Consider the following 26,387-nt stretch of genomic DNA (forward strand, 5'->3'; position numbering starts at 1 on the left):
GGTGGAACATGCTAACAGTGCCGGGCTTGTGCTGGCTATGCCGAATGCCGTTAATGCTCAGCCACTGGGGAATCTGTTCGGGCTGCGCCCGCGCGATGCAAACGCAGGGAAAAGTTTGCCCTTTGTGCGGTTTACCTGCTGCCCATGAAAATGTGCCCTGCGGCCGTTGTCTGCAAAAACCGCCGCCCTGGCAACGGCTCATCGCTGTGGGTGACTACGCGCCGCCGCTCAGTACGCTGGTACAGCAGTTTAAATTTCATCCTCGCCCGGAGCTTGCCAGCGCACTGGCGCGGCTATTGCTGCTCAGGGTGGTACAGCGCGGTAAACGTCCGTTACCGGACCTGCTCCTCAGCGTTCCGCTGCATGCCCGACGCCAGTGGCGGCGCGGGTTTAATCAAAGCGATTTGCTGTGCCGACCGCTGGCGCGCTGGCTGTCGTGCCGCTATTCGCGCGTGGCGCTTAAGCGTCTGCGGGCAACGCCGGTGCAGCATCATTTAAGCGCCAGGCTGCGCAGGCAGAACCTGAAAAATGCTTTTCGCCTTGAATTGCCAATAGCCGGGCTCCATATCGTTCTGGTGGATGATGTCGTCACGACCGGCAGTACTGTTGCGGAGATCTCCCGGCTGCTTTTGCGCAGCGGCGCAGCGACTGTTCAGGTCTGGTGCCTGTGTCGAACCTTGTAGACCCTCGATGATGGGCGTATTATAACCAAGTAAAATAGTCAACTATTAGGCCATTGCTATGATCCGTATTTCCGACGCTGCCCAGGCGCACTTTTCCAAACTGCTGGCAAATCAGGAAGAAGGGACACAAATTCGCGTATTTGTGATTAACCCTGGCACGCCAAACGCTGAATGCGGCGTCTCTTATTGTCCGCCAGATGCAGTTGAAGCGACCGATACCGCGCTGAAATTTGAACAACTGGTTGCCTATGTCGATGAACTGAGCGCGCCGTATCTGGAAGATGCGGAAATTGATTTTGTAACCGATCAATTAGGTTCTCAGCTCACGCTGAAAGCGCCAAACGCTAAAATGCGTAAAGTTTCCGACGACGCGCCGCTGATGGAGCGCGTTGAGTACCTGCTGCAATCGCAAATCAACCCGCAGCTGGCTGGCCACGGCGGCCGCGTGACGCTGATGGAGATCACCGATGAAGGCTACGCCATTCTGCAATTTGGCGGCGGCTGTAACGGTTGCTCCATGGTCGACGTAACGCTGAAAGAAGGGATCGAGAAGCAACTGCTGACTGAATTCCCGGAACTGAAAGGCGTGCGCGATCTCACTGAGCACCAGCGCGGCGAGCACTCCTACTACTAAGCCTGTTCCGCAGAGCATTGCCCGGTGGCGTAACAGCATGCCGGGCCTGTTTCACCTGCCCGTTTTCATTCCCGGCTGACCCGCCCGTTAATCTCCGGCCATTGTTGTATTCGCAAGATCTTCCCTGCGCCCGCTATCCCTTTTGTGCCTGTCATCTCAAGACGTTACCCGTATCTTTGCGCGCGTTTCCTGCCCTTTAAAGCAAACTAGTTTCCCGGCGTTAATATGACACAGGTCTCAGATCTCACATTTAGATCGGCAGGGTGATTCTCTTTTCACAGATGTTACCCGTATCATTCCAGCCAGCACCAACAAGATAAAAACATCCGACTACAATTTTTAGCAATGGATGTCCAGCCGTAATGGTGCCGCAGTTCGCCCTTCCCGGTTCGGGAGCTTTTAGCGGCTGCCAAGAAACACTGACGTTACCCATAACAAATTAAAGGCCAGGTAAATCATGCCATTAGTCATTGTCGCTATCGGTGTTGTCCTCTTACTCCTGTTAATGATCCGTTTCAAACTCAACGGATTTATCGCTCTGATTCTGGTGGCGCTCGCCGTCGGGATGATGCAGGGCATGCCACTGGATGCCGTTATCAAATCGATTAAAGCGGGCGTGGGCGGTACGTTGGGCAGTCTTGCGCTGATCATGGGCTTTGGCGCCATGCTCGGCAAACTGCTGGCAGACTGCGGCGGCGCACAGCGCATCGCCACTACGCTTATCGAAAAGTTCGGTCGTAAACATATTCAATGGGCCGTTGTGCTGACCGGTTTCACCGTCGGTTTCGCGCTGTTCTATGAAGTCGGTTTCGTGCTGTTGCTGCCGCTGGTATTTACTATCGCCGCCTCTGCACGCATTCCGCTGCTGTATGTTGGCGTACCGATGGCGGCAGCCCTCTCTGTGACACACGGCTTCCTGCCGCCGCACCCGGGCCCGACAGCTATCGCCACCATCTTCCACGCGGATATGGGTAAAACACTGCTGTACGGTACGCTGCTCGGTATTCCGACCGTGATCCTCGCAGGCCCGGTCTATGCGCGTTTCCTGAAAAGCATTGATAAGCCGATCCCGGAAGGTCTTTACAACTCCAAAACCTTTACCGAAGAAGAGATGCCAGGTTTCGGCGTCAGCGTCTGGACTTCCCTGGTGCCGGTGATTCTGATGGCGCTGCGCGCGGTCGCGGAAATGCTGCTGCCGAAAGGCCATGCGATTCTGCCTTATGCAGAGTTCTTCGGCGACCCGGTGATGGCGACCATGATCGCGGTACTGATTGCGGTCTTCACTTTCGGTCTGAACCGCGGCCGTTCTATGGATGACATCAATGACACGCTGACTTCATCCATCAAAATCATCGCCATGATGCTGTTGATCATCGGCGGCGGCGGCGCATTCAAACAGGTGCTGGTTGATAGCGGCGTGGATAAATACATCGCTTCCATGATGCATGCCACTAACCTCTCTCCGCTGTTTATGGCCTGGTCGATTGCTGCGGTACTGCGTATTGCGCTGGGTTCCGCAACCGTTGCGGCGATTACCGCAGGCGGTATTGCCGCGCCGCTGATTGCCACCACGGGCGTCAGCCCGGAACTGATGGTGATTGCCGTTGGCTCCGGTAGCGTAATTTTCTCTCACGTTAACGATCCGGGCTTCTGGCTGTTCAAAGAGTATTTCAACCTGACCATCGGTGAGACCATGCGTTCATGGTCGGCACTGGAAACCATTATCTCGGTGTGCGGCCTGGTGGGTTGTCTGCTGCTGGGAATGGTGGTCTGATTTTCAATTGCCCGGTGGCGCTAACGCTTACAGGACAACAAAAAGCCCGGATATCCGGGCTTTTTTATTAACGTTTTCTTCCGGCTTTGCGCCGACGGTCGAGATCTTTAATCAGCTTGTTAACCTTCTCATCACTAAACATCGCTTCCAGCGACACCGGCAGCTTACGTCGCCAGTTTTTGTACTGATAACTGGTGCCCGGAATGTTCACCGGCCCCGGCATGTCCAGCCAGTCTTCCGGCTGCAACCCCAGTAATGCGCTGTTGCTGTCGGCAATATAGCGTTGCATACCGCGATTGAGGATCGCCGTCATCGGCATGCGCGACGCTTTATGACCAGCGCGTTTCGGCAGGCAACCGTGCTGATGCAGCGCATCCAGCAGCCCCTGCTTCGCCCGCTCGCGATCCTGATACAAACCGCGCAGTACCTCTTCGTCGGGATATAACCCCAGCGTTTTGCCGAGGGTTAAATCGCCGCTCTCCCAGTAACCGCGCAGGGTCGGAAGATCGTGCGTCGTCGCTACCGCCATCGACTGCTGCGGCCAGGCCTGCGGCGCGCGGAAGTTTTTCTGATGATCGTTTTCGAAGTAGAGCACTTTGTAGGAGTAGACGCCGCTGCTGCGCAGCTTGCCGACAATCTCTACCGGTACAGTTCCCAGATCTTCGCCAATCACCATGCACTGATGCCGCTGGCTTTCCAGCGCCAGAATGGCCAGCAGGTCATCCACCGGATACTGCACGTAAGCGCCGTGATCCGCCGTTTCGCCGTACGGGATCCACCACAGACGCAGCATCGACATAACATGGTCGATACGTAACGCGCCGCAGCTGGTCATATTGGCACGCAGCAGATCGATAAATGGCGCATAGGCGCGCGCCCGCATCACGTGCGGATCCATGGGCGGCAGCCCCCAATTTTGCCCGAGCGGCCCCAGAATATCCGGCGGCGCGCCGACGGAAGCTTTCAGACAGTACAACTCGCGATCGCACCAGGTTTCTGCGCCACCTTCCGCCACACCGACCGCCAGGTCGCGGTAGAGGCCGATGGGCATCCCATTGTACTGGCTGGTTTCCCAGCACTCAGCAAACTGGGTGTAAGCCAGCCACTGCAACCAGAGATAAAAATCGACCTCGTCAGCATGCGCCTTGCAGAAGGCTTTCACCTGCGGGCTGCGGGTAGATTGATACCCTTCCGGCCATACCGGCCAGCCCCAGCGCAGCGCATCTTCTTTCATCTGATTCGCATGCAGCGCGTCAAATGCAGCCTGCCAGTAGAGGCTTTCACCCTGCTGCTCAACAAAGCGGCGGAAAGCGGCTTGCTGCGCGTCATCGTCCGCACGCTGGCGGAAACGCCGCCATGCAAGGCTCAGCGCCGCCAGTTTCAGCGCCGTCACCGAGGCGTAATCCACCCACTCCGCATCGCGCGCGGCGCGCAAGGTTTGTTGAGTAGTGGGAAGTTGCCACCACGCCTGCGCCTCTTCGCTGTCGCGGAAATCCGCCACTGCGTTAACGTCGATGTAGATAATATTCAGCCAGCGCCGTGATGAAGGGCTATAGGGGCTGGCGCTCTCCGGATTTGCCGGGTAGAGCGCGTGGATCGGGTTGAGGCCAATAAATGCCCCGCCGCGCTGCGCCACATCGCCGAGCATCTTTTTCAGGTCGCCGAAATCCCCTATCCCCCAGTTATCATTTGAACGCAGGGTGTAGAGCTGCACACAGGCGCCCCACAACTTTTTACCTTCCAGCAGAGCCTGAGGCTCATAGCAGCGGGCGGGCGCGATGATCAACCGGCACTGCCAGCGCTGCGTCTGCTGTTCCAGCGTCAGTGTGTGATAGCCCAGCGCCAGACCGCCTGGCAACGGCAGATTTTCTCCGCCGTTGACCTGGCCCTGGTACTGCTTGCCAGCTTCTGTGACCAGTTGCCACTGGAAACTCCCTTTGCCTGCCACCGGCAACGTTTTCTTTTTGCCGTGAATAAACACCTGCACGGCAGGAACCGGCGGTACGCTGAGCGCCGTTGCGTTTGCGGCGTGCATTGCCGCCAGCAAACGCTGTTTTGTCTGCGCCGTAATGGACTGCGGTTTACCGTGCGCATTGATGTAATTTGGGCTGATCCCCGCCGCCAGTGCGGCCTGTTCCAGACGTTTACTCTCCATCGCGCTTCCTTAGCGTTTTGCCTGCCAGATGCGGGTTTGATAATCGCGGATTGAGCGGTCAGAACTAAACATACCGCAGCGCGCCGTGTTCAGGATCGCCGCACGGGTCCAGGCTTCCTGGTCGCGATAGAGCACATCCACCTGCTTTTGCGCCTCCACATAGGCCGCAAAGTCCGCCAGCACCAGATAAGGATCTCCCCCCTGTTTGCCAATGCTGTGCAGCATCTGGTCAAAAGCATGTTTATCCCCGTCGCTGTACTTCCCGCTTTCAAGCTCCTTCAGCACCGCATCCAGCAGCTTGTCTTTTTTACGCCATTTCAGCGGTTCATAGCCTTTGGCTTTCAGCGCTTTCACCTGCTCCACCGTGTGGCCGAAGATAAAGATATTCTCTTCGCCAACCTGTTCGGCAATTTCAACGTTCGCGCCGTCCAGCGTACCGACCGTCAGCGCGCCATTCAGCGCCAGCTTCATGTTGCCGGTACCGGAAGCTTCTTTGCCCGCCGTGGAGATCTGCTCGGATACATCCGCCGCCGGGATCAGCTTCTCCGCTGCCGAGACACAATAATCCGGCAGGAATACTACTTTCAGCTTGTCGCCGACCTTCGCATCGTTGTTAATCACTTCCGCCACTTTATTGATGGCAAAGATAATGTTTTTCGCCAGGTAGTAGCCCGGCGCAGCTTTGGCGCCAAACAGGAAGACACGCGGCACGCGGTCGGCTTTCGGGTTTTCGCGAATTTCTTTGTACAGGGCGAGAATGTGCAGCAGCCCCAGATGCTGACGTTTGTATTCATGCAGACGTTTGATCTGGATATCGAATAACGCCTGCGGATTGATCTCAATACCGGTACGGGCTTTGACAAACGCCGCCAGTCGCACTTTGTTCTGCTGTTTAATCTCGCGATACTGCTTGCGGAATGCCGCGTCGTCGGCGTACTTCTCCAGATTGATCAACTGATCGAGATCGTTGGCCCACTCTTTTTTCAACGTCTTGTCGAGCAGCGCGGCCAGTAGCGGGTTGCACTGTTTGATCCAGCGACGCGGCGTGATGCCATTGGTGACGTTATGGAATTTGCCCGGCCAGAGCTGGTGATATTCCGGGAACAGATCCTTGACCACCAGATCCGAATGCAGCGCCGCCACGCCGTTAACCGCAAATCCGCCCACCACGCAAAGGTTCGCCATGCGTACTTGTTTGTGATGCACCACCGCCAGTTTTGCCCATACTGCGTCGTCGCCCGGCCAGGTTTTCTCGACCAGCAGCTTAAATTTGTCGTTGATCTGTTTGATGATTTGCATGTGCCGCGGCAGTAGCGCTTTGACTAACGTTTCATCCCAGCACTCCAGCGCTTCCGGCATCAGCGTATGGTTGGTATAGGCAAACGTCCGGCTGGTGATCGCCCAGGCATCGTCCCAGCTTAGCTGGTGTTCGTCGAGCAGCACGCGCAGCAGTTCCGGAATGGCGATAGTCGGGTGCGTGTCGTTAAGCTGGATCACTTCGAAATCCGGCAACTGCGCCAGTTTGCGGCCTTCCAGATGGTGACGACGCAGAATATCGGCAATTGAACAGGCGCACTGGAAGTATTGCTGCATCAAACGCAGCTTTTTCCCGGCCTGGTGGTTGTCGTTCGGGTAGAGTACTTTCGTCAGCTTTTCCGCGTCGATCCCGGTTTGCTCGGCGCGCAGAAAATCACCGTCGTTGAATTTGGTCAGATTAAAGGGATGAGCATGTGTCGCCTGCCATAAACGCAGCGGCTGCGTCACGCCGTTACGGTAGCCAATAACCGGTAAATCCCAGGCTTCGCCAATCAGCGTAAAAGCGGGCTGCCACTGTCCGGATTTGCTCACTTTGCCGCCAATCCCCACTTGCACATCTAACTGCTCGTTATGGCTGAACCACGGGTAGCTGCGGCGATGCCAGTCGTCCGGGGCTTCATGCTGTTGCCCATCAACAAAAGACTGGCGGAACAGGCCGTACTGATAATTCAGGCCGTAGCCGGTCGCCGACTGGCCAACCGTCGCCATCGAGTCAAGGAAACAGGCCGCCAGACGCCCCAGACCGCCGTTACCCAGCGCCGGATCGATCTCCTCTTCCAGCAGGTCGGTCAGGTTGATGTTGTGTTCCTGCAATACCGCGCCAACATCCTGATACCAGCCCAGGTTCAACAGGTTATTGCCCGTCAGGCGGCCAATCAGAAATTCCATTGAGATATAGTTAACGTGGCGCTGCCCTTTCGCCGCTTTCGGCGCGGGCTGCGCCGCCAGCAGTTCTGCCAGCGCACCGCTCACCGCTTGCCACCACTGTCGGGTTGTCATGTCACCGGCAACCTGAATCCCTAAACGCTGCTGCTGGCGCGTGAGCGCCGCTGCAAATTCCGCTTTATTAAACGTTGGCTTTGACATAAAGAATCCGGGTCCTGTAATGAAGTAAATCGACGTTTGCGTTAGTGTGCCTGGCTCGGTTTATGACTTCCTCATCCTGCCAGGGATTAGCCGGGGAGGAGCAGCGGGGATGAGCAAAAAGTGTGATCGCCGCCACCTAAAGGTAGCGTTTTTTTCGCACGTTATTCAATCAAATTGACTGGAAATTGTTCAGTAAAAATGAAATATCGTTTCGGAGGAAATTAATTTTAGTAACGCGTTAAAAGCAGAAAAAATAATATTCACTGCACTATCACTAATCAATTTTTGCTATTTGTGCGTTTTGTCTGATATGCCGGTTAATAATGCGAACAAACCCTTACTACATGTATAGCTATTAAGCCTTCTGCCATGCGCAGCGCGCCAGCCGTGCCCCGGCTATTTTTCCCCTTTTTTGTCCTTAACTATTCATGAAATAAATAGAAATGTGACATAGTGCAAATTCACAATCGTTAGATCCGGACATAACTTGCAATATTTCCTCATCTGACCGACCTTATTAGGATTAATTACGAAGCGCAAAAAAAATCACACCCTCCGTTTTCGCACAGTGAAGTGATAACTATGTTGATTCCGTCAAAATTAAGTCGCCCGGTTCGTCTCGACCACACCGTGGTTCGGGAACGCCTGCTGGCTAAACTTTCCGGCGCTAACAATTATCGCCTTGCGCTGGTGACCAGCCCTGCGGGTTACGGAAAAACCACGCTCATTTCGCAATGGGCAGCCGGAAAAAATGATGTCGGCTGGTTCTCTCTGGATGAAGGTGATAACCAGCAGGAACGTTTTGCCAGCTACTTTATCGCTGCGGTTCAGCAGGCGACGGGCGGGCATTGCGCCCGCAGCGAGGCGATGGCGCAAAAACGCCAGTACGCCAGCCTGCCGTCACTCTTTTCCCAGTTGTTCGTTGAATTGATGGAGTGGCAACGTCCGCTGTTTCTGGTCATCGACGATTATCATCTGATCACCAACCCGGTGATCCATGATGCAATGCGGTTCTTTTTACGCCATCAGCCGGAAAACCTGACGCTGATTGTGCTGTCACGTAATTTGCCGCAGTTAGGTATAGCCAACCTGCGCGTACGTGAACAACTGCTGGAAGTGGGTAGCCAGCAACTCGCCTTTACCCATCAGGAAGCAAAACAATTTTTTGACTGCCGCCTGACCTCGCCGATTGAAGCAGCGGAAAGCAGCCGCCTGTGCGACGACGTTGCCGGCTGGGCGACAGCGCTGCAGCTTATCGCCCTCTCCGCTCGGCAAAACCACAGCGCACCGCATCAGTCCGCACGCCGCCTTTCCGGCATTAATGCCAGCCATCTCTCCGATTATCTGGTGGATGAAGTGCTGGATAATGTCGATATCGACACGCGTAAGTTCCTGCTGAAAAGCGCCCTGCTGCGCTCGATGAACGACGCGCTGATCGTCCGCGTGACCGGTGAAGAGAATGGGCAAATGCGGCTCGAAGAGATTGAGCGTCAGGGGCTGTTTTTACAACGTATGGACGATTCCGGCGAATGGTTCAGCTACCACCCGCTGTTCGGCAATTTCCTGCGCCAGCGATGTCAGTGGGAACTGGCAACCGAGCTGCCGGATATTCACCGCGCCGCAGCGGAAAGCTGGATGGCGCAAGGCTTCCCCAGTGAAGCCATTCATCACGCGCTGGCGGCCGGAGACGGCATTATGCTGCGCGATATTCTGCTGCATCACGCCTGGGGTTTGTTTAATCACAGCGAGCTGAGCGTGCTGGAAGAGTCGCTGAAAGCGCTGCCGTGGGAAAGCCTTCTGGAGAATCCACGTCTGGTACTGTTGCAGGCCTGGCTGATGCAAAGCCAGCATCGCTACAGCGAAGTGAATACGCTGCTGGCGCGCGCCGAGCAGGAGATGACCACACAAATGGACGCCTCGCTGCACGGTGATTTCAACGCCCTGCGCGCCCAGGTAGCGATTAATGATGGCGATCCGGTGGAAGCAGAGCGGCTGGCGATGGTGGCGCTCGACGAGTTGCCGCTGGCGAACTATTACAGCCGTATCGTGGCGACCTCTGTTCATGGTGAAGTGCTGCACTGCAAAGGCGAACTGACCAGTTCGCTGTCGGTGATGCAGCAAACTGAACAGATGGCGCGTCGTCACGATGTCTGGCACTACGCGCTGTGGAGCTTGATCCAGCAAAGCGAAATCCTGTTCGCGCAGGGGTTTCTGCAGGCGGCCTGGGAGACACAGGAAAAAGCCTTTACGCTGATCCGCGAGCAGCACCTTGAGCAACTGCCGATGCATGAATTTTTGCTGCGCATTCGCGCCCAGTTACTGTGGGCGTGGGCGCGGCTTGATGAGTCCGAAGCGGCGGCGCGCCAGGGGATGGAAGTGCTCTCTGCCATGCAGCCGCAGCAGCAGTTGCAATGTCTGGCGCTGCTGGTGCAAAACTCGCTGGCACGCGGCGATCTGGATAATGCCCGCAGCCATTTGAACCGCCTGGAGAATCTGCTCGGCAACGGTCAATACCACAGCGACTGGGTGTCGAATGCCGATAAAGTACGGGTGATCTACTGGCAGATGACCGGCGACAAAAAGGCCGCCGCGCAGTGGCTGCGCCTGACGCCAAAACCGGAGTTTGCCAATAACCATTTCCTGCAGAGCCAGTGGCGCAACATCGCCCGTGCGCAGATCCTGCTGGGCGAGTTTGATCCCGCAGAGATGGTGCTGGAAGAGTTAAATGAAAACGCGCGCAGCCTGCGTTTGATGAGCGACATCAACCGCAATTTGTTGCTGCTCAACCAGCTTTACTGGCAGGCCGGGCGCAAAAACGACGCGCAGCGCGTGCTGCTGGAAGCGCTGCAACTGGCTAACCGCACCGGATTTATCAGTCATTTTGTGATTGAAGGCGAAGCGATGGCGCAGCAGTTGCGCCAGTTGATCCAGTTGAATACGCTGCCGGAGCTCGAACAGCATCGCGCCCAGCGTATTTTGCGCGACATCAACCAGCATCACCGGCATAAGTTTGCGCATTTCGATGAGAATTTCGTCGAACGCCTACTGACGCACCCGGATGTGCCGGAGCTTATCCGCACCAGCCCGCTGACCCAGCGCGAGTGGCAGGTGCTGGGGCTGATCTACTCTGGCTACAGCAATGAACAGATTGCAGGCGAGCTGGATGTTGCCGCGACGACCATTAAAACTCACATCCGCAATCTTTATCAGAAACTGGGCGTCGCCCATCGTCAGGATGCCGTGCAACACGCACAGCGGCTGCTAAAAATGATGGGCTACGGCGTGTAATTAGCACAGCTCCAGTTGCACATTGTTGTGGTTGATCACCTGTAATACCCCGGCAGGCGGCATGGCATCGGTATACACCGCATCCACAAGGCCAATGCTGCCCATATTCACCATCGCGTTACGGCCAAATTTCGAGTGATCCACCACCAGCATGACGTGACGCGAGTTTTCAATGATCGCGCGTTTGGTGCGCACTTCGTGGTAGTCGAACTCCAGCAGCGAGCCGTCCGCATCAATCCCGCTAATACCGAGGATGCCGAAATCGAGGCGGAACTGAGAGATAAAATCGAGGGTCGCCTCGCCAACGATGCCGCCGTCGCGGCTGCGCAGTTCGCCGCCCGCGAGGATCACGCGGAAATCCTCTTTCTTCATCAGAGTATTCGCGACGTTCAGGTTGTTGGTCACAATGCGCAGATCGCTGTGTTCCAGCAGCGCATGGGCGACGGCTTCCGGCGTAGTGCCAATATCGATAAACAGTGTTGCACCGTTCGGGATCTGTTCTGCTACCTTGCGGGCAATGCGCTCTTTTTCCGCCGTCAGCGTTGATTTGCGATCGTGCCAGGAGGTGTTCACCGAGCTCGAAGGCAGCGCCGCACCGCCGTGGTGACGCAAGATTTTGTTTTGATCCGCGAGGTCATTCAGATCGCGGCGAATGGTCTGCGGGCTGACGGAAAATTGTTCAACCAGCTCTTCGGTACTGACATATCCTTGTTGTTTAACCAGTTCAATAATCGCGTCATGACGCTGTGTTTGTTTCATGAAATGTCCCTGGATAATTATGTTCGTTTCCGCACATTCTGCGTGTCCACCAGCGCCATCGCCAGCCCAATCACCATGCCAGCCGTGTGCGCACCGGTAGCAATCTCAAAGCCCATAGCGCCGAACCACTCGGCGACCATCAGCGCGACCGTAAAAATAAACAGCCCATTCGGTAACGCCACCTGAGGAATCGGATCGCGTACACCGTGCAGCCAGACATAACCAATCAGCGCATACACCACGCCGGATAAACCGCCAAACCACGGGCCGGTAAGTTGGTGCTGCACAAAACCGCTTAATAAGGCGCTAATCAGGGTAATGACCACCAGTTTGCCGGTGCCGAGACGCTTTTCCACCGCTCCGCCAAGATACCACCACCAGAACAGGTTGAAGAGGATGTGCACCAGCGAAAAATGCATTATTGCGTGAGTGAAGTAACGCCAGATCTCAAACTGTACGCTGGCATCCCACGGCCAGGCGAGCCACATCATCACGGTCTGATCGCCAATCACGCTCATCACCACGAAGACAAACACGCAGAGCGCGGTCATCAGTAACGTCAATGGCCCGCCGCGTTCGCGAATAGCCGCCGTCAGGGGAAAACGACGATAGCGCAGACCGCTGTCGACCTGCCCGGATTGCCAGCTCGCCGCCAGATAACGCGGGTCGGCAGGATTTTCGATAAAGCGCGCCAATTCATTTTTGACGCGCTCAGCCTGGCTCTCATCTGCCAGCCAGATATCGCTTTGCTCGTGATGTTGAATGGTGAGGATCACGCCCTGGGTCTGCATATAATCGACAAACGCCTGGGCGACGCGAGGGTTAGTAAAAGAGGTAATCATCAACATGGCGGGCGTCGCTTAATCCATACAAAGAGAGACAGTATAGCGGCACGGGACGGATGCCTAAAGCGTACCGTGCGCCACTTCCGCCGGGAAATGACGTTGCCAGGCGTCGAAACCGCCGTCAACGCTGTAGACCTGATCGTATCCCTGCTGGAGCAGGTATTGCGCTGCACCTTTGCTGCTATTGCCGTGGTAGCACATCACCATCACCGGGGTATCGAAGTCGTTGTCGCGCATAAACGCGCCCAGCGTATCGTTGGTCAGATGGAATGCGCCCGGCGTATGCCCCATCGCGAAGCTTTGTGGATCGCGGATATCCACCAGCACCGCCTGCTGCTGATGCAATTTCTGATGGGTTTCTTCTACGTTAATGCATTCAAAGTGATCCATGACGTTCTCTTAATTGACACAGGAAATGGCTATTCTGCCGTCAAGTGTACGTCGTGACGGCGGGTAAACGCCATTATGTTATGCATATCACTCTAAATTGTTTTTTTGATGTTACCAAAAGCGCGTTCCTTTGCTATCATGAGCGATAACGAACATTTATGAGCTTTAACGAAAGTGCGTGAGGGCAGCATGGAAACCAAAGATCTGATTGTGATAGGCGGGGGCATCAACGGTGCCGGCATCGCGGTAGACGCCGCAGGGCGTGGTTTATCCGTGCTGATGCTGGAAGCGCAGGATCTGGCCTGCGCGACATCCAGCAACAGCTCCAAACTGATTCACGGTGGCTTGCGCTACCTTGAACACTACGAATTCCGCCTGGTGAGCGAAGCGCTTGCCGAGCGCGAAGTGCTGCTGAAAATGGCACCGCATATCGCTTTCCCGATGCGTTTTCGTCTGCCGCACCGCCCGCATCTGCGTCCGGCGTGGATGATCCGCATTGGTCTGTTTATGTACGACCACCTTGGAAAACGCACCAGCCTGCCGGCCTCAGCCGGTTTGCGTTTTGGCTCAGAATCGGTGCTGAAACCGGAAATCGTGCGCGGTTTCGAATATTCCGACTGCTGGGTGGACGATGCGCGTCTGGTACTGGCGAATGCGCAGATGGTGGAGCGTAAAGGCGGCAAAGTACTGACCCGCACCCGCGCCACCAGCGCGCGCCGTGAAAATGGTCTGTGGATTGTTGAAGCGGAAGATATCGACACCGGAGAAAAATATAGCTGGAAGGCGCGCGGTCTGGTGAACGCCACCGGTCCGTGGGTCAAACAGTTCTTTGACGACGGTATGCATCTGCCTTCGCCGTACGGTATCCGCCTGATCAAAGGCAGCCATATTGTGGTGCCGCGCGTACACTCGCAGAAGCAGGCCTATATTCTGCAAAACGAAGACAAGCGTATTGTCTTTGTTATTCCGTGGATGGATGAGTTCTCCATTATCGGTACCACCGATGTAGAGTACAAAGGCGATCCGAAACACGTTGAGATCGATGAAAACGAAATCAACTACCTGCTGAAAGTCTATAACGCGCACTTTAAAAAACAGCTCACGCGCGACGATATCGCCTGGACTTACTCCGGCGTGCGCCCGCTGTGCGACGACGAATCCGATTCGCCGCAGGCCATCACCCGCGACTATACGCTGGATATTCATGATGAGAACGGCCAGGCTCCGCTGCTGTCGGTGTTCGGCGGCAAGCTGACCACCTACCGCAAACTTGCCGAGCATGCGCTGGAAAAACTGACGCCGTACTACAAAGGCATTGGCCCGGCGTGGACAAAAAATTGCGTACTGCCAGGCGGCGATATCAGCGGCGATCGCGACGACTACGCGGCGAAACTGCGCCGTCGCTATCCGTTTATCAGCGAATCGCTGGCGCGCCATTTTGCCCGCACCTACGGCAGCAACAGCGAACTGCTGCTGGCAAACGCCACCCGCATTGAAGATTTGGGAGAACACTTCGGTCACGAGCTGTATGAAGCCGAACTGCGTTACCTGGTTGAACATGAATGGGCGCGCCGCCTTGATGATGTGATCTGGCGTCGAACGAAGCTGGGAATGTGGCTGAATGCCGAAGAGCAATCCCGCGTGGCGCAGTGGTTAACGCGTCATAACAAAGCGGAATTATCGCTGGCGTCGTAATGGTTGTGCCGGATGGAGGCTACGCCTTATCCGGCCTGAGTTCTGCATGTTTGCAGGCCCGGTAAGCATCACGCTACCGGGCCTGCATCGTTACAATCGTACCGGATCGATATGCCAGATATATTCGGCGTACTCCTGAATCGTACGATCCGACGAGAAATACCCCATATTGGCGATATTGTGCATCGCTTTGGTGGCCCACTCTTCCGGGTGGAGGTACAGCTCATCCACCTTATCCTGGCAATCAACATAACTGCGGAAATCCGCCAACACCTGGTAATGGTCGCCAAAGTTGATGAGCGAATCCACCAGATCGCGATAGCGTCCGGGCTCGTTCGGGCTGAACTGGCCGGTGGCGATTTGCGTCAGCACCTGATGCAGTTCTTGATCTTTCTCGTAGTATTCGCGCGGCGAATAACCTTTGCGTCGCAGCGCCTCAACTTCATCCGCCGTATTGCCGAAGATAAAGATATTCTCCGCGCCGACATGCTCCTGCATCTCAACGTTGGCGCCATCCAGCGTACCAATTGTCAGCGCGCCGTTAAGGGCGAACTTCATATTACTGGTACCGGAGGCTTCCGTACCCGCCAGGGAAATCTGCTCTGACAGATCCGCCGCCGGAATGATCACCTGCGCCAGGCTAACGCTGTAGTTCGGGATAAACACCACTTTCAGTTTGTCGCCGATTTGCGGATCGTTATTGATCACCTGCGCCACATCGTTGATCAGGTGAATAATATGCTTTGCCATGTAATACGCCGAAGCGGCTTTCCCTGCGAAGATATTGACGCGCGGCACCCACTGAGCGGTGGGATCTTCTTTGATACGGTTATAACGCGTGATGACATGCAGAACGTTCATCAACTGACGTTTATATTCATGGATACGCTTGATCTGCACATCGAACAGCGCTTTTGGATTCACCACCACATTAAGCTGATGGGCAATGATCTCCGCCAGCCGCTTTTTGTTCTCCAGCTTGGCCTGCCGCACAGCCTGGTTAACCAGCGGATAATCAATATGCTGCTCCAGCTCGCTCAACTGGCTGAGATCGGTACGCCATGTACGCCCAATATGTTCATCCAGCACGCCGGAAAGTGAAGGGTTGGCCAGCGCCAGCCAGCGTCGCGGCGTCACGCCGTTGGTGACGTTGAGAAAACGCATCGGGAAAATAGCAGCGAAATCGGCAAACAGCGACTGAACCATCAAGTTGGAGTGCAGCTCAGACACGCCGTTGACTTTATGGCTGATCACCACTGCCAGCCATGCCATGCGCACACGGCGGCCGCTGGATTCGTCAATGATCGACGTCCGGCTCAGCAGCGCGGTGTCGTTCGGGTACTGCTCCTGCAACGTTTTCAGGAAATAATCATTAATTTCGAAAATGATTTGCAGATGACGCGGCAAAATTTTGCCCAGCATATCCACCGGCCAGGTTTCCAGCGCTTCACTCATCAACGTATGGTTGGTGTAAGAGAAGACCTGACAGGTGACTTCAAACGCTTCATCCCATTCGAATTTATGTTCGTCGATTAACAGGCGCATAAGCTCCGGAATCGACAGCACCGGATGGGTGTCATTGAGGTGAATGGCGATTTTATCCGCCAGATTGCTGAAGGTTTGATGCAATTGATAGTGGCGGCTGAGGATATCCTGCACGGTCGCTGAAACGAGGAAATACTCCTGCCGCAGACGCAGTTCACGCCCGGAATAGGTGGAGTCATCCGGGTAGAGCACGCGGGAGACGTTTTCCGAGTGGTTTTTATCTTCCACCGCCGCAAAGTAGTCGCCCTGGTTAAATTTACCGAGGTTGATTTCGCTACTGGCCTGCGCATTCCATAGGCGTAGAGTGTTGGTCGCATCGGTGTCGTAGCCGGGAATGATCTGGTCGTAGGCTACCGCGAGGATCTCCTCGGTTTCCACCCAACGACTCCGCTTGCCTTCCTGCTGAACACGCCCGCCAAAGCGCACTTTATAGCGCGTATTGTGGCGTTTGAATTCCCACGGGTTGCCGTATTCCAGCCAGTAATCCGGCGATTCCTTCTGCCGACCGTCGACGATATTTTGCTTAAACATGCCGTAGTCATAACGGATGCCATAGCCGCGACCGGGCAAGCCCAGCGTCGCCAGCGAATCCAGGAAACAGGCCGCCAGCCGCCCGAGGCCGCCATTACCGAGGCCGGGGTCGTTCTCTTCATCAATCAGTTCTTCAAGATCGAGCCCCATCTCTTCCAGCGCGTTTTTCACGTCGTCATAAATACCCAGTGAAAGCATGGCGTTGGAGAGCGTGCGGCCAATCAGAAACTCCATCGATAAGTAGTAGACCTGGCGGACTTCCTGGGAAAGTTGCGCGCGGGTGGAACGCAGCCAGCGCTCCACCAGACGATCGCGAACGGCGAACAGCGTGGCGTTCAGCCATTCATGGCGGTTAGCAATAGCTGGATCTTTACCGATGGTGAACATCAGTTTATAGGCAATCGAATGTTTTAATGCCTCAACGCTCAACGTCGGTGAGGCATAAGTAAATGGCGCATTCATATAAGTGATTCCTGGAAAACTATTTCAACCGAAGATAAAGATCGCGATAAGACTGCGCTGCGACCTGCCAGCTAAAATCCATGGCCATCGCCTGGCGCTGTACAAAACGCCAAAGCGAAGGTCGGGACCACAACACGAAAGCACGCCTGATCGCCCTTAACAGCGACCAGGCATTACTGTCTTCAAAAGCAAAACCGGTAGCGATGCCATCCGCCAGATTTTCCAGCGAACTGTCGGAAACAGTATCCGCCAGCCCGCCGGTTCGCCGCACCAGCGGCAACGTCCCGTACTTCAGACCGTACAACTGCGTTAAGCCGCACGGCTCAAAACGGCTCGGCACCAGAATGACATCCGCGCCGCCCATAATGCGGTGGGAGAACGCTTCGTGATAGCCAATCTGTACGCCAACCTGACCCGGATGCTCCGCCGCCGCCGCGAGGAAACCTTCCTGCAAGACCGGATCGCCCGCGCCCAGCAGCGCCAGTTGGCCGCCCTGTTCCAGCAGGCCTGGCAAAGCTTCCAGCACCAGATCCAGCCCTTTCTGGCTGGTCAGGCGGCTGACCACGGAGAACAGCGGAACTTTGTCGTTGACCTTCAGCCCCATGGCGATTTGCAACTGACGTTTGTTCTCCGCTTTCTCTTCCAGCGTATCCCGCGTGTAGCGCGCGCCGAGAAGCAGATCCGTCGCCGGATCCCAAATCTTCTCATCCACACCATTCAGAATGCCGCTGAGGCGGCCCTCCTGCTGGCGCTGGCGCAGTAATCCTTCCATGCCATAGGCATATTGCGGCTCGGTGATCTCCCGGGCGTAGGTGGGGCTAACGGCGGTAATATGATCCGCGTAATACAGCCCCGCCTTCAGAAATGAAATCTGTCCGTTAAACTCCAGCCCGTGCATGTTAAAGAATGACAATGGCAACTGGATGTCATTCATATGATGGGCAAAAAACATCCCCTGGTAGGCAAGGTTATGGACGGTAAAAACCGACTTTGCCGGGTGCCCTTTCGCCGCCAGATAGGCCGGAGCCAGCCCCGCATGCCAGTCGTGCGCATGAACCACATCCGGACGCCAGAAAGGATCCAGCCCGGTGGCCATCTCGCTGCCCACCCAACCGAGCAGCGCAAAACGCAATACGTTGTCAGTATAGGCAAATAAATTGGTATCGTGATAAGGACTGCCGGGGCGCGCATATAAATGCGGCGCGTCGATCAGGTAGATCCCTACTCCATTGAAATGCCCAAACAGCAACGTGATGGGCCCGGCAAAGGTCTCCCGGCGGGAGACCACCTGAGCATCGCTCACGCCGCGGCGTATATCCGGGAATGCAGGCAACAGTACGCGTGTATCAACACCACCGGCGATTTGCGCCGCAGGCAATGCACCAATAACGTCCGCCAGACCTCCGGTCTTCAGCAACGGAAACATTTCAGAACAGACATGTAAAACCTGCATTATCGCTCCTGTTCAAATCCATACGGCAAGGATGGCCGTCAGGGGGGAAACAGCGCGCGGACCTCTTCCGCGCAAGGTTTCAATTCACTTATCAGCCTTGCAGTTTGCGTAGCATCTCTCGCGTTACCAGCACGATACCCTCTTCGGAGCGGTAAAATCGGCGCGCGTCTTCTTCTGCGTTTTCACCGATCACTGTGCCTTCCGGGATCACACATCCTCTGTCGATAATGCAGCGGCGCAAGCGGCAGGAGCGCCCTATCCAGACCTCCGGCAATACCACCGACGAATCGATATTGCAGAAGGAGTTGACGCGTACGCGATAGAACAACACCGACTGCACAACGACCGAGCCTGAAATAACGCACCCGCCAGCCACCAGCGAGTTCAGCGTCATGCCGTGGCTGCCCGATCGATCCTGAACAAATTTCGCCGGAGGCAGAGATTGATTATAGGTACGGATAGGCCAGTTTTGATCGTACATATCCAGTTCTGGCATCACCGACGCTAAATCGAGGTTCGCTTTCCAGTAAGCTTCAAGCGTTCCCACATCGCGCCAATATGGTTCTGAATTCGGATCCGATTGCACACAGGATTGCGGGAAAGGATGTGCATAGGCCATGCCAGATTTGACGATTTGCGGAATGATGTCTTTGCCGAAGTCATGGCTGGAGTTCTCGTTTTTATCATCCTCCTCCAGCAGGTCGTACAGATATTCGGCATCAAAAATATAGATCCCCATACTGGCCAGCGCCTTGCTGTCATCGCCGGGCATAGAGGGTGGATTCGCCGGTTTTTCGACGAAGTCGACTACCTTGTCCTGCTCATCAACCGCCATCACGCCAAAAGCGGTTGCTTCGTGAATGGGCACCGGCAGGCAGGCCACGGTGCAACGCGCCCCTTTTTCGACATGGTCGAGCAGCATGCGCGAGTAATCCTGCTTGTAAATGTGGTCGCCCGCCAGAATGACGATATATTCCGCGCGATAACGGCGAATAATATCGAGGTTCTGCGTCACCGCATCTGCCGTGCCGCGATACCAGTTTTCGCCATGCACACGCTGCTGGGCAGGCAACAAGTCGACAAACTCGTTCATCTCGTTATTGAAGAAAGACCAGCCGCGCTGAATATGCTGAACCAGTGTGTGGGATTGGTACTGAGTTATCACCCCAATACGGCGAATACCGGAGTTGATGCAGTTGGAGAGCGCAAAATCGATGATGCGGAATTTACCGCCGAAGTGAACCGCCGGCTTGGCGCGTTTTTTTGTTAAATCTTTCAGGCGCGTCCCGCGCCCGCCCGCCAGAATCAGGGCGACGGATTTCAAGGGCAACTGGCGCGCTAACATTGTAGGGTCGTTCTTATCTAATCTCACCATGACAGACTCCGTTTTTATGACCGCTGAAATACGCATACTCCATGCGCAGGCCCATGCCAGGCAGTTATCACTACCGGATTGTCCTCTCCGGCAAAGGGAGGAATGGCGTGCCATCCTCCTCGGGGCAAAACCATTTCTGCAACATCGCTGGTTGCGTTAATGGCGATTAAAACCGTATCGGAGAGCAGAATTTGTAAGCGCAGAGCCCCGTGCTGCCACGCCTGCGCCGTCAACGGTTGTCCGGCGTGATCCAGCCAGGCTACGCTGCCGTCTCCTTCTTCCCACCAGACGTCGCGCGTCAAAGCGGGGATCCGTTGACGTAACTGGATAAGCGCAGCAGTGAAGTGCATTAGCCCGCTATCCGCATGCTGCCAGCTCAGCCATGTCAGCGCGTTATCCTGACAGTACGCATTATTGTTACCGTGCTGGCTGTGCCCCAGTTCATCTCCGGCCAGCAGCATCGGCGTTCCCTGAGAAAGTAGCAGCGTGGTCAGCAGCGCATGCACGCTGGCGCGCCGCCGTTCTACCACATCAAAACTGCCGCCCAGGCCCTCGTGTCCATGATTATTGCTGTGGTTTTTATCGGTGCCGTCGCGATTATCCTCGCCGTTCGCCTCGTTATGCTTGTGGCTGAAGCAGACGCAATCACGCAAAGTAAAACCATCGTGCGCGGTGATCAGATTGACCGAAGCCGACGGCAAACGGCCCGCACGTTTAAACAGATCGCTGGAGGCAGCAAACCGCCCGGCCAACTCGCCCAGCGACAACGACTGTTCCAGCCAAAAACGACGCGTCGCGTCGCGGAAATGATCGTTCCATTCGGCAAACGGTGCGGGGAAATTCCCCACCTGGTAGCCGCCAGGGCCGATATCCCACGGCTCGGCTATCAGTTTCAGATCGCAAAGCAGCGGATCGTTTTTGATCGCGCTAAACAGCGGCGCCTGCGGATCGAAACCCGGTGTGCGCCCCATTACTGTCGCCAGATCGAAGCGGAAACCGTCAATGTGGAATGTCTCCACCCAGTAACGCAGGCAGGCATGCGCATAGTCCACGCCTGCAGGATGGCTCAGGTTCAGCGTGTTGCCGCATCCGGTCCAGTTGTGGTAATCGCCATCGTTTCTGATCCAATAATAGGTACTGTTATCAATGCCGCGCAGGGAGAAAGTCGGCCCATCGAGATCGGTTTCGGCGCTGTGATTAAGCACAATATCGAGGATCACTTCGATGCCCGCCTGATGCAGCGCCCTCACCGCTTCGCGGAACTCATTGATGGCCTGTTGCGGATCGCTGGCATAGTGCGGATGGAGCGCAAACAGCGCCAGCGGGTTATAGCCCCAGTAATTAGAAAGCCCCAGCCGTTGCAGGCGCGGCTCACTGGCAAAATGAGCGACGGGCATCAGCTCCAGCGCGGTGATGCCAAGCTGCTTAAACCAGGCAATCATCAACGGATGCCCCAGCGCCTTATAGGTGCCACGGATATTTTCCGGTAACTGAGGATGAAGCCAGGTGAGCCCTTTGACGTGCGCTTCGTAAATGACGGTGTTGCCCCACGGCGTGCGCGGCGGCACATCGTCTTGCCAGTCGAACGCGTCATGTACTACCACACTGCGCAAGCCAAGCGAGGCATTATCGTGAGGATCCGGCGAATCATAGCCGTCATGGAACAGCGGGCTGTCAACGGCTTCGCCGTCGACGCGTTTCGCGCAGGGGTCGAGCAAAAGTTTTGCTGGATTAAAACGGTGGCCTCGCGCCGGTTCCCAGGGGCCATGTACGCGGTAGCCATAGTGCAGGCCGGGCTTTGCGCCGCTGAGAAAACCGTGCCAGATATCCCCGGTGCGGCCAGGCAGATCGACGCGCTGTTCGTTACCTTCGTCATCGAACAGGCACAACTCGACGCGCTCCGCATGGGCGGAAAACAGCGTAAAATTAACGCCGTCCGCCTGCACTTCTGCGCCGGGCGGCAACGATTGCCCCACCGTCAGCTTCGTCATTCCCCCTCCCGCACCAGCCATATAGTCGCCAGCGGCGGTAACGTCAGCAGTAGCGAGTGTTCACGCCCCCGGTTAGCAATTGCATCGCTGTGTACCACGCCGCCATTACCGGTATTGCTGCCGTGGTAGTGCATCGAATCGGTGTTTAACTCCTCGCGCCAGCGGCCGGGCTGATTGATACCAAAGCGATAATCGTAGCGCGGCACCGGCGTAAAGTTACTGGCGACAATGATTTCGTTGCCCTGTTTGTCGCGCCGGACAAAGACAAACACCGACGCTTCATGATCATCCACCACCAGCCACTCAAAACCGTACGGGTCAAAATCCACCTCATGCAGCGCTTTGTGGTGACGGTAGAGATGGTTCATGTCGCGCACCAGCCGCTGTACGCCGTGGTGCCAGTTGTCGCCACCCTCAAGAAGATGCCAGTCCAGGCTGCCGTCGTGGTTCCACTCGCGTCCCTGGGCAAATTCGTTGCCCATAAACAGTAATTTTTTACCAGGGAAAGCCCACATCCACGCGTAGTAAGCACGCAGATTGGCAAACTTTTGCCAGGCATCGCCGGGCATTCTGTCGAGGATCGATTTCTTGCCGTGAACCACTTCGTCATGGGACAGCGGCAGGATAAAGTTTTCGCTGTAGTTGTAGAGAATGCCGAAGGTGAGTTTATCGTGGTGGTACTTGCGATACACCGGATCGAGCTTCATGTAGTCCAGCGTGTCGTGCATCCAGCCCAGATTCCACTTGTACCAGAAACCCAGCCCGCCCTGAGAAGGCGGCCGCGAAACACCGGCAAAATCGGTGGACTCTTCCGCCATACTGACAACGCCCGGCGCCTGCTCGCCGAGAATGCGGTTGGTGTTGCGCAGAAATTCAATCGCTTCCAGGTTCTCGCGCCCACCATACTCATTGGGGATCCACTCACCCTCTTTGCGGCTGTAGTCGCGGTAGATCATTGAGGCCACCGCATCGACGCGCAGCGCATCAATACCGAAGCGTTCGATCCAGTAGAGCGCGTTGCCTACCAGATAGTTACTCACTTCGCGACGCCCGTAGTTATAGATCAGCGTGTTCCAGTCCTGGTGATAGCCTTCGCGCGGATCGCTGTGCTCATACAACTTCGTCCCGTCAAACTCTGCCAGGCCAAAATCGTCCGACGGAAAATGCCCCGGTACCCAGTCGAGGATCACCCCCAGCCCGGCAGCATGAGCGGTATGAATGAAGTGCAGAAAATCATCGCGGGTGCCAAAGCGGCGGGTCGGCGCGTACAGCCCGGTCGGCTGATAGCCCCAACTGCCATCAAAGGGGTGCTCATTCACCGGCATCAATTCAAGGTGGGTAAATCCCATCCATTTGGCATACGGCACCAGTTGATCGGCCAGTTCACGATAGCTGAGCCAGAAGTTGTTGTCGGTATGGCGACGCCAGGAACCAAGATGCACTTCATAAATACTGATTGGTGCATCAAACTGGTTTGCCCGTTTGCGCTCATCGCTCTGGGTTTTCTTGCCCGGCAGACCGCAGATCAGCGAGGCGCTGTCCGGACGCATCTGGGCTTCAAAGGCGTAAGGATCGGCCTTAATCTTCAACCTGCCGTTTGCATCACGGATCTCGAATTTGTAGAGCTGACCGTTGAGCGCGCCAGGAATGAACAGCTCCCAGATCCCGCTTTCACGACGCAAGCGCATAGGATGACGGCGGCCGTCCCAGTAGTTGAACTGCCCAACCACCGAAACTCGTTGTGCATTCGGCGCCCAGACGGCGAATCGCGTTCCCACCACGCCATCCATCGTATCAGCATGCGCACCCAGCGTTTCATAGGGACGCATATGTGTTCCTTCGCTGAGCAGCCAGCTATCCATATCCTGCAACAGCGGGCCGAAACGATAGGGATCATCAATCAGATTCTGCTGGCCATGCCAGATCACAGCAAATTGATAACGGAAAGGATTTTTGCGGCGCTCCATTACGCCGCTGAAGAAGCCCCGTGAATCCAGGCACTCCAGTTGTCCTACTTTGCGCCCGGTTTTCGGCTCAATGACCCACACTTCAGTGGCGTCAGGCAACAGAGCGCGAACTTCAATACCGGCATCGGTACAATGCATGCCAAGAACGGAGAAAGGGTCGGCAAAACAGCCGGAAATTAGTGCGTTAATCACGTCTCTGTCGATATGAACAGACATGGCTTTCATCCTGTTATGGTGGTATCGCGCTTTCCACCGCCGTTTCACGCGGTTGCGATACTTTTTGAACCTGAACGGAGCAGCACAAATGTGCGCATCCTCTATGCTCCGTCCCGCTTTCAGGTAAGGTGTTCAGACACCTTACTTAAAGCATAGCCAACACTTTTCAACTCCTGAGAAAATAAACACATCAACCACATTTTCCGGTAAAAACTCATAAAAAAAGGTGCCGAAGCACCCTTTTTTTATTTTTCTCTTACGCCAGTTGGCGCAACATTCGACGCAATGGTTCCGCTGCGCCCCACAATAGCTGGTCGCCAACGGTAAAGGCGGAGAGGAACTCCGGCCCCATATTCAGTTTGCGCAGACGGCCAACCGGCGTGGTCAGCGTACCGGTGACAGCCGCAGGCGTCAGTTCGCGCATGCTGATTTCGCGATCGTTTGGCACCACTTTGGCCCACGGGTTGTGCGCAGCCAGCAGCTCTTCCACGGTCGGAATTGACACATCTTTTTTCAGTTTGATGGTAAACGCCTGGCTATGGCAGCGCAGCGCGCCGATACGTACGCACAGACCGTCAACCGGGATGGTGGACGCCGTGTTGAGAATTTTGTTGGTTTCGGCCTGGCCTTTCCACTCTTCGCGGCTCTGGCCATTATCGAGCTGTTTGTCGATCCACGGGATCAGGCTGCCCGCCAGCGGTACACCGAAGTTATCAACCGCCAGTTCGCCGCTGCGGGTCAATGCTGTCACTTTGCGCTCGATGTCGAGGATAGCGGAAGCCGGATCCGCCAGTTCTGCCGCCACATGGCTGTGCAACTGGCCCATCTGCGTCAGCAGTTCGCGCATATGACGCGCGCCGCCGCCAGAAGCCGCCTGGTAGGTCGCTACAGAGACCCATTCCACCAGATCGTTAGCGAACAGACCGCCCAGCGACATCAGCATCAGGCTGACGGTACAGTTGCCGCCAACAAAGGTTTTGATGCCATTGTTCAGGCCGTCATTGATCACCGCCTGGTTAACCGGGTCGAGGATAATAATGGCGTCATCTTTCATGCGTAAAGAAGATGCTGCGTCGATCCAGTAACCCTGCCAGCCGCTTTCACGGAGCTTTGGATAGATTTCGTTGGTATAATCGCCGCCCTGGCAGGTGACAATGATGTCGAGTGCCTTCAGCGCTTCCAGGTTGAACGCGTCCTGAAGCGTACCTGCTGCATGGCCGCCAAACGCGGGTGCAGCCTGCCCAAACTGGGAAGTGGAAAAGAAGACAGGGCGAATGGCGTCGAAATCGCGCTCCTCAACCATGCGTTGCATGAGTACAGAGCCGACCATTCCACGCCAGCCGATAAAACCAACATTTTTCATAGCGAAAGTTCCTGCAGAGGTATGTGCTGAAGATGTGTACCAGTATCCCACTGGGCCAGTGCTCACATTACAAAATGCAGCCAAAGTCGCAAGTGAAATTAATCAATGATAGCGAATGCATCAGAAATGCGGCTAATTACTGCAAGTTGGCCGCCAGCGTCAGGGATAATAATAAATGAGTGAAATCATCTCCGCAGCGGTGTTGTTGATCCTGATAATGGATCCGTTAGGCAACCTGCCCATTTTTATGTCGGTGTTAAAACATACCGAGCCGAAACGCCGCCGGGCGATCATGATCCGCGAACTGCTGATCGCCCTGCTGGTGATGTTTATCTTCCTGTTTGCCGGGGAGAAAATCCTCGCACTGCTCAATTTACGCGCGGAAACGGTGTCGATTTCCGGCGGCATCATTCTGTTCCTGATCGCCATTAAGATGATTTTCCCCAGCGAAACCGGCAGCAGCTCCGGCCTGCCGGCCGGTGAAGAACCGTTTATCGTGCCGCTGGCGATTCCGCTGGTTGCTGGCCCTACGCTGCTGGCAACGCTGATGCTGCTTTCACATCAGTATCCAAACCAAATGAGTCATCTGGTGATTGCGCTGTTAATCGCCTGGGGCGGAACGGTCGCCATTCTGCTGCAATCGACGCTGTTTTTACGCCTGCTCGGCGAGAAAGGGGTGAACGCGCTGGAACGCCTGATGGGGCTGGTTCTGGTGATGCTCGCCACCCAGATGTTCCTCGACGGCATTCGGGTGTGGATGAAGGGTTAACGACTGAAACGCCGGGTGGTGGTTTTGCCTTATCTGGCCTACAGATATTGATAACAATCGACGAGACAGCTAAACACATTCATAAAAAA

Annotated in this window: 17 protein-coding genes; 6 read left to right on the top strand and 11 right to left on the bottom strand. The window is 55.7% G+C overall.

Going from position 1 to position 26,387, the window contains the following annotated elements:
- Positions 1-8: 8 nt before the first annotated feature.
- From gntX to gntT, 3 genes are all read left to right on the top strand, one after another.
- Entirely contained in the window at positions 9-683 is a 675-nt protein-coding gene (gene gntX, locus DK872_RS12630) for a DNA utilization protein GntX (protein WP_035888946.1), read from the top strand.
- Between the two features lie 58 nt (positions 684-741).
- Complete coding sequence (gene nfuA / locus DK872_RS12635; protein ID WP_007369733.1) at positions 742-1,317, top strand: Fe-S biogenesis protein NfuA; 576 nt, start codon at positions 742-744, stop codon at positions 1,315-1,317.
- A 457-nt stretch (positions 1,318-1,774) separates the two neighbouring features.
- Positions 1,775-3,091: a gluconate transporter gene (gene gntT / locus DK872_RS12640; protein WP_007369732.1), complete on the top strand. Its 1,317-nt coding sequence runs from the start codon at positions 1,775-1,777 to the stop codon at positions 3,089-3,091.
- 67 nt (positions 3,092-3,158) lie between these two features.
- Here the strand turns inward: gntT and malQ are convergent, their stop codons facing one another.
- The gene (gene malQ / locus DK872_RS12645) at positions 3,159-5,246 is read right to left on the bottom strand and encodes a 4-alpha-glucanotransferase (RefSeq protein ID WP_161518414.1); all 2,088 of its coding nucleotides are present in this window, start codon (positions 5,244-5,246) and stop codon (positions 3,159-3,161) included.
- A 9-nt stretch (positions 5,247-5,255) separates the two neighbouring features.
- Positions 5,256-7,649, bottom strand: a complete 2,394-nt coding sequence (malP, locus tag DK872_RS12650) for a maltodextrin phosphorylase (protein WP_161518415.1) — start codon at positions 7,647-7,649, stop codon at positions 5,256-5,258.
- Positions 7,650-8,231: 582 nt separating this feature from the next.
- On the opposite strand from malP, the gene malT reads away from it, so the two are divergent.
- Positions 8,232-10,937: an HTH-type transcriptional regulator MalT gene (malT, locus tag DK872_RS12655; RefSeq protein ID WP_007369729.1), complete on the top strand. Its 2,706-nt coding sequence runs from the start codon at positions 8,232-8,234 to the stop codon at positions 10,935-10,937.
- Here malT and DK872_RS12660 read toward each other — a convergent pair whose 3' ends face one another.
- Genes DK872_RS12660 through glpE form a run of 3 tightly spaced genes read right to left on the bottom strand, consistent with a single transcriptional unit; the run spans position 10,938 to position 12,931 of the window.
- Positions 10,938-11,696 (bottom strand): DeoR/GlpR family transcriptional regulator, encoded by a 759-nt coding sequence (locus DK872_RS12660; protein WP_007369728.1) that lies wholly within the window; start codon positions 11,694-11,696, stop codon positions 10,938-10,940.
- A 17-nt stretch (positions 11,697-11,713) separates the two neighbouring features.
- Positions 11,714-12,544, bottom strand: a complete 831-nt coding sequence (gene glpG, locus DK872_RS12665; RefSeq protein WP_072439578.1) for a rhomboid family intramembrane serine protease GlpG — start codon at positions 12,542-12,544, stop codon at positions 11,714-11,716.
- 57 nt (positions 12,545-12,601) lie between these two features.
- Positions 12,602-12,931: a thiosulfate sulfurtransferase GlpE gene (gene glpE / locus DK872_RS12670; RefSeq protein ID WP_007369726.1), complete on the bottom strand. Its 330-nt coding sequence runs from the start codon at positions 12,929-12,931 to the stop codon at positions 12,602-12,604.
- A 189-nt stretch (positions 12,932-13,120) separates the two neighbouring features.
- Between glpE and glpD the strand changes: the two genes are divergently transcribed.
- The gene (glpD, locus tag DK872_RS12675) at positions 13,121-14,626 is read left to right on the top strand and encodes a glycerol-3-phosphate dehydrogenase (RefSeq protein WP_007369725.1); all 1,506 of its coding nucleotides are present in this window, start codon (positions 13,121-13,123) and stop codon (positions 14,624-14,626) included.
- Between the two features lie 90 nt (positions 14,627-14,716).
- Here the strand turns inward: glpD and glgP are convergent, their stop codons facing one another.
- The 6 genes from glgP to asd all read right to left on the bottom strand — a co-directional run bounded on the left by glgP (position 14,717) and on the right by asd (position 25,529).
- The gene (glgP, locus tag DK872_RS12680; protein WP_007369724.1) at positions 14,717-17,164 is read right to left on the bottom strand and encodes a glycogen phosphorylase; all 2,448 of its coding nucleotides are present in this window, start codon (positions 17,162-17,164) and stop codon (positions 14,717-14,719) included.
- A 19-nt stretch (positions 17,165-17,183) separates the two neighbouring features.
- Positions 17,184-18,617 carry a glycogen synthase GlgA gene (gene glgA, locus DK872_RS12685; RefSeq protein WP_007369723.1) on the bottom strand — a complete coding sequence of 478 codons (1,434 nt, stop codon included), beginning with the start codon at positions 18,615-18,617 and terminating at the stop codon, positions 17,184-17,186.
- 91 nt (positions 18,618-18,708) lie between these two features.
- Positions 18,709-19,992 carry a glucose-1-phosphate adenylyltransferase gene (glgC, locus tag DK872_RS12690; RefSeq protein ID WP_035888941.1) on the bottom strand — a complete coding sequence of 428 codons (1,284 nt, stop codon included), beginning with the start codon at positions 19,990-19,992 and terminating at the stop codon, positions 18,709-18,711.
- A 14-nt stretch (positions 19,993-20,006) separates the two neighbouring features.
- Positions 20,007-21,983: a glycogen debranching protein GlgX gene (gene glgX, locus DK872_RS12695; protein ID WP_071921629.1), complete on the bottom strand. Its 1,977-nt coding sequence runs from the start codon at positions 21,981-21,983 to the stop codon at positions 20,007-20,009.
- The gene (glgB, locus tag DK872_RS12700; RefSeq protein WP_007369720.1) at positions 21,980-24,166 is read right to left on the bottom strand and encodes a 1,4-alpha-glucan branching enzyme; all 2,187 of its coding nucleotides are present in this window, start codon (positions 24,164-24,166) and stop codon (positions 21,980-21,982) included. Before glgB ends, glgX begins: the two co-directional genes overlap by 4 nt.
- Before the next feature lie 256 nt (positions 24,167-24,422).
- Positions 24,423-25,529 carry an aspartate-semialdehyde dehydrogenase gene (asd, locus tag DK872_RS12705; protein WP_035888935.1) on the bottom strand — a complete coding sequence of 369 codons (1,107 nt, stop codon included), beginning with the start codon at positions 25,527-25,529 and terminating at the stop codon, positions 24,423-24,425.
- A gap of 175 nt (positions 25,530-25,704) precedes the next feature.
- Between asd and DK872_RS12710 the strand changes: the two genes are divergently transcribed.
- A complete protein-coding gene (locus DK872_RS12710; protein WP_007369718.1) occupies positions 25,705-26,298 on the top strand; it encodes a YhgN family NAAT transporter in 594 nt (197 codons plus the stop codon).
- Positions 26,299-26,387 lie beyond the last annotated feature (89 nt).

Source organism: Kosakonia sp. MH5 (genome assembly GCF_009935945.1).
In the GTDB taxonomy this organism is placed as follows: Bacteria; Pseudomonadota; Gammaproteobacteria; order Enterobacterales; family Enterobacteriaceae; genus Kosakonia; species Kosakonia radicincitans.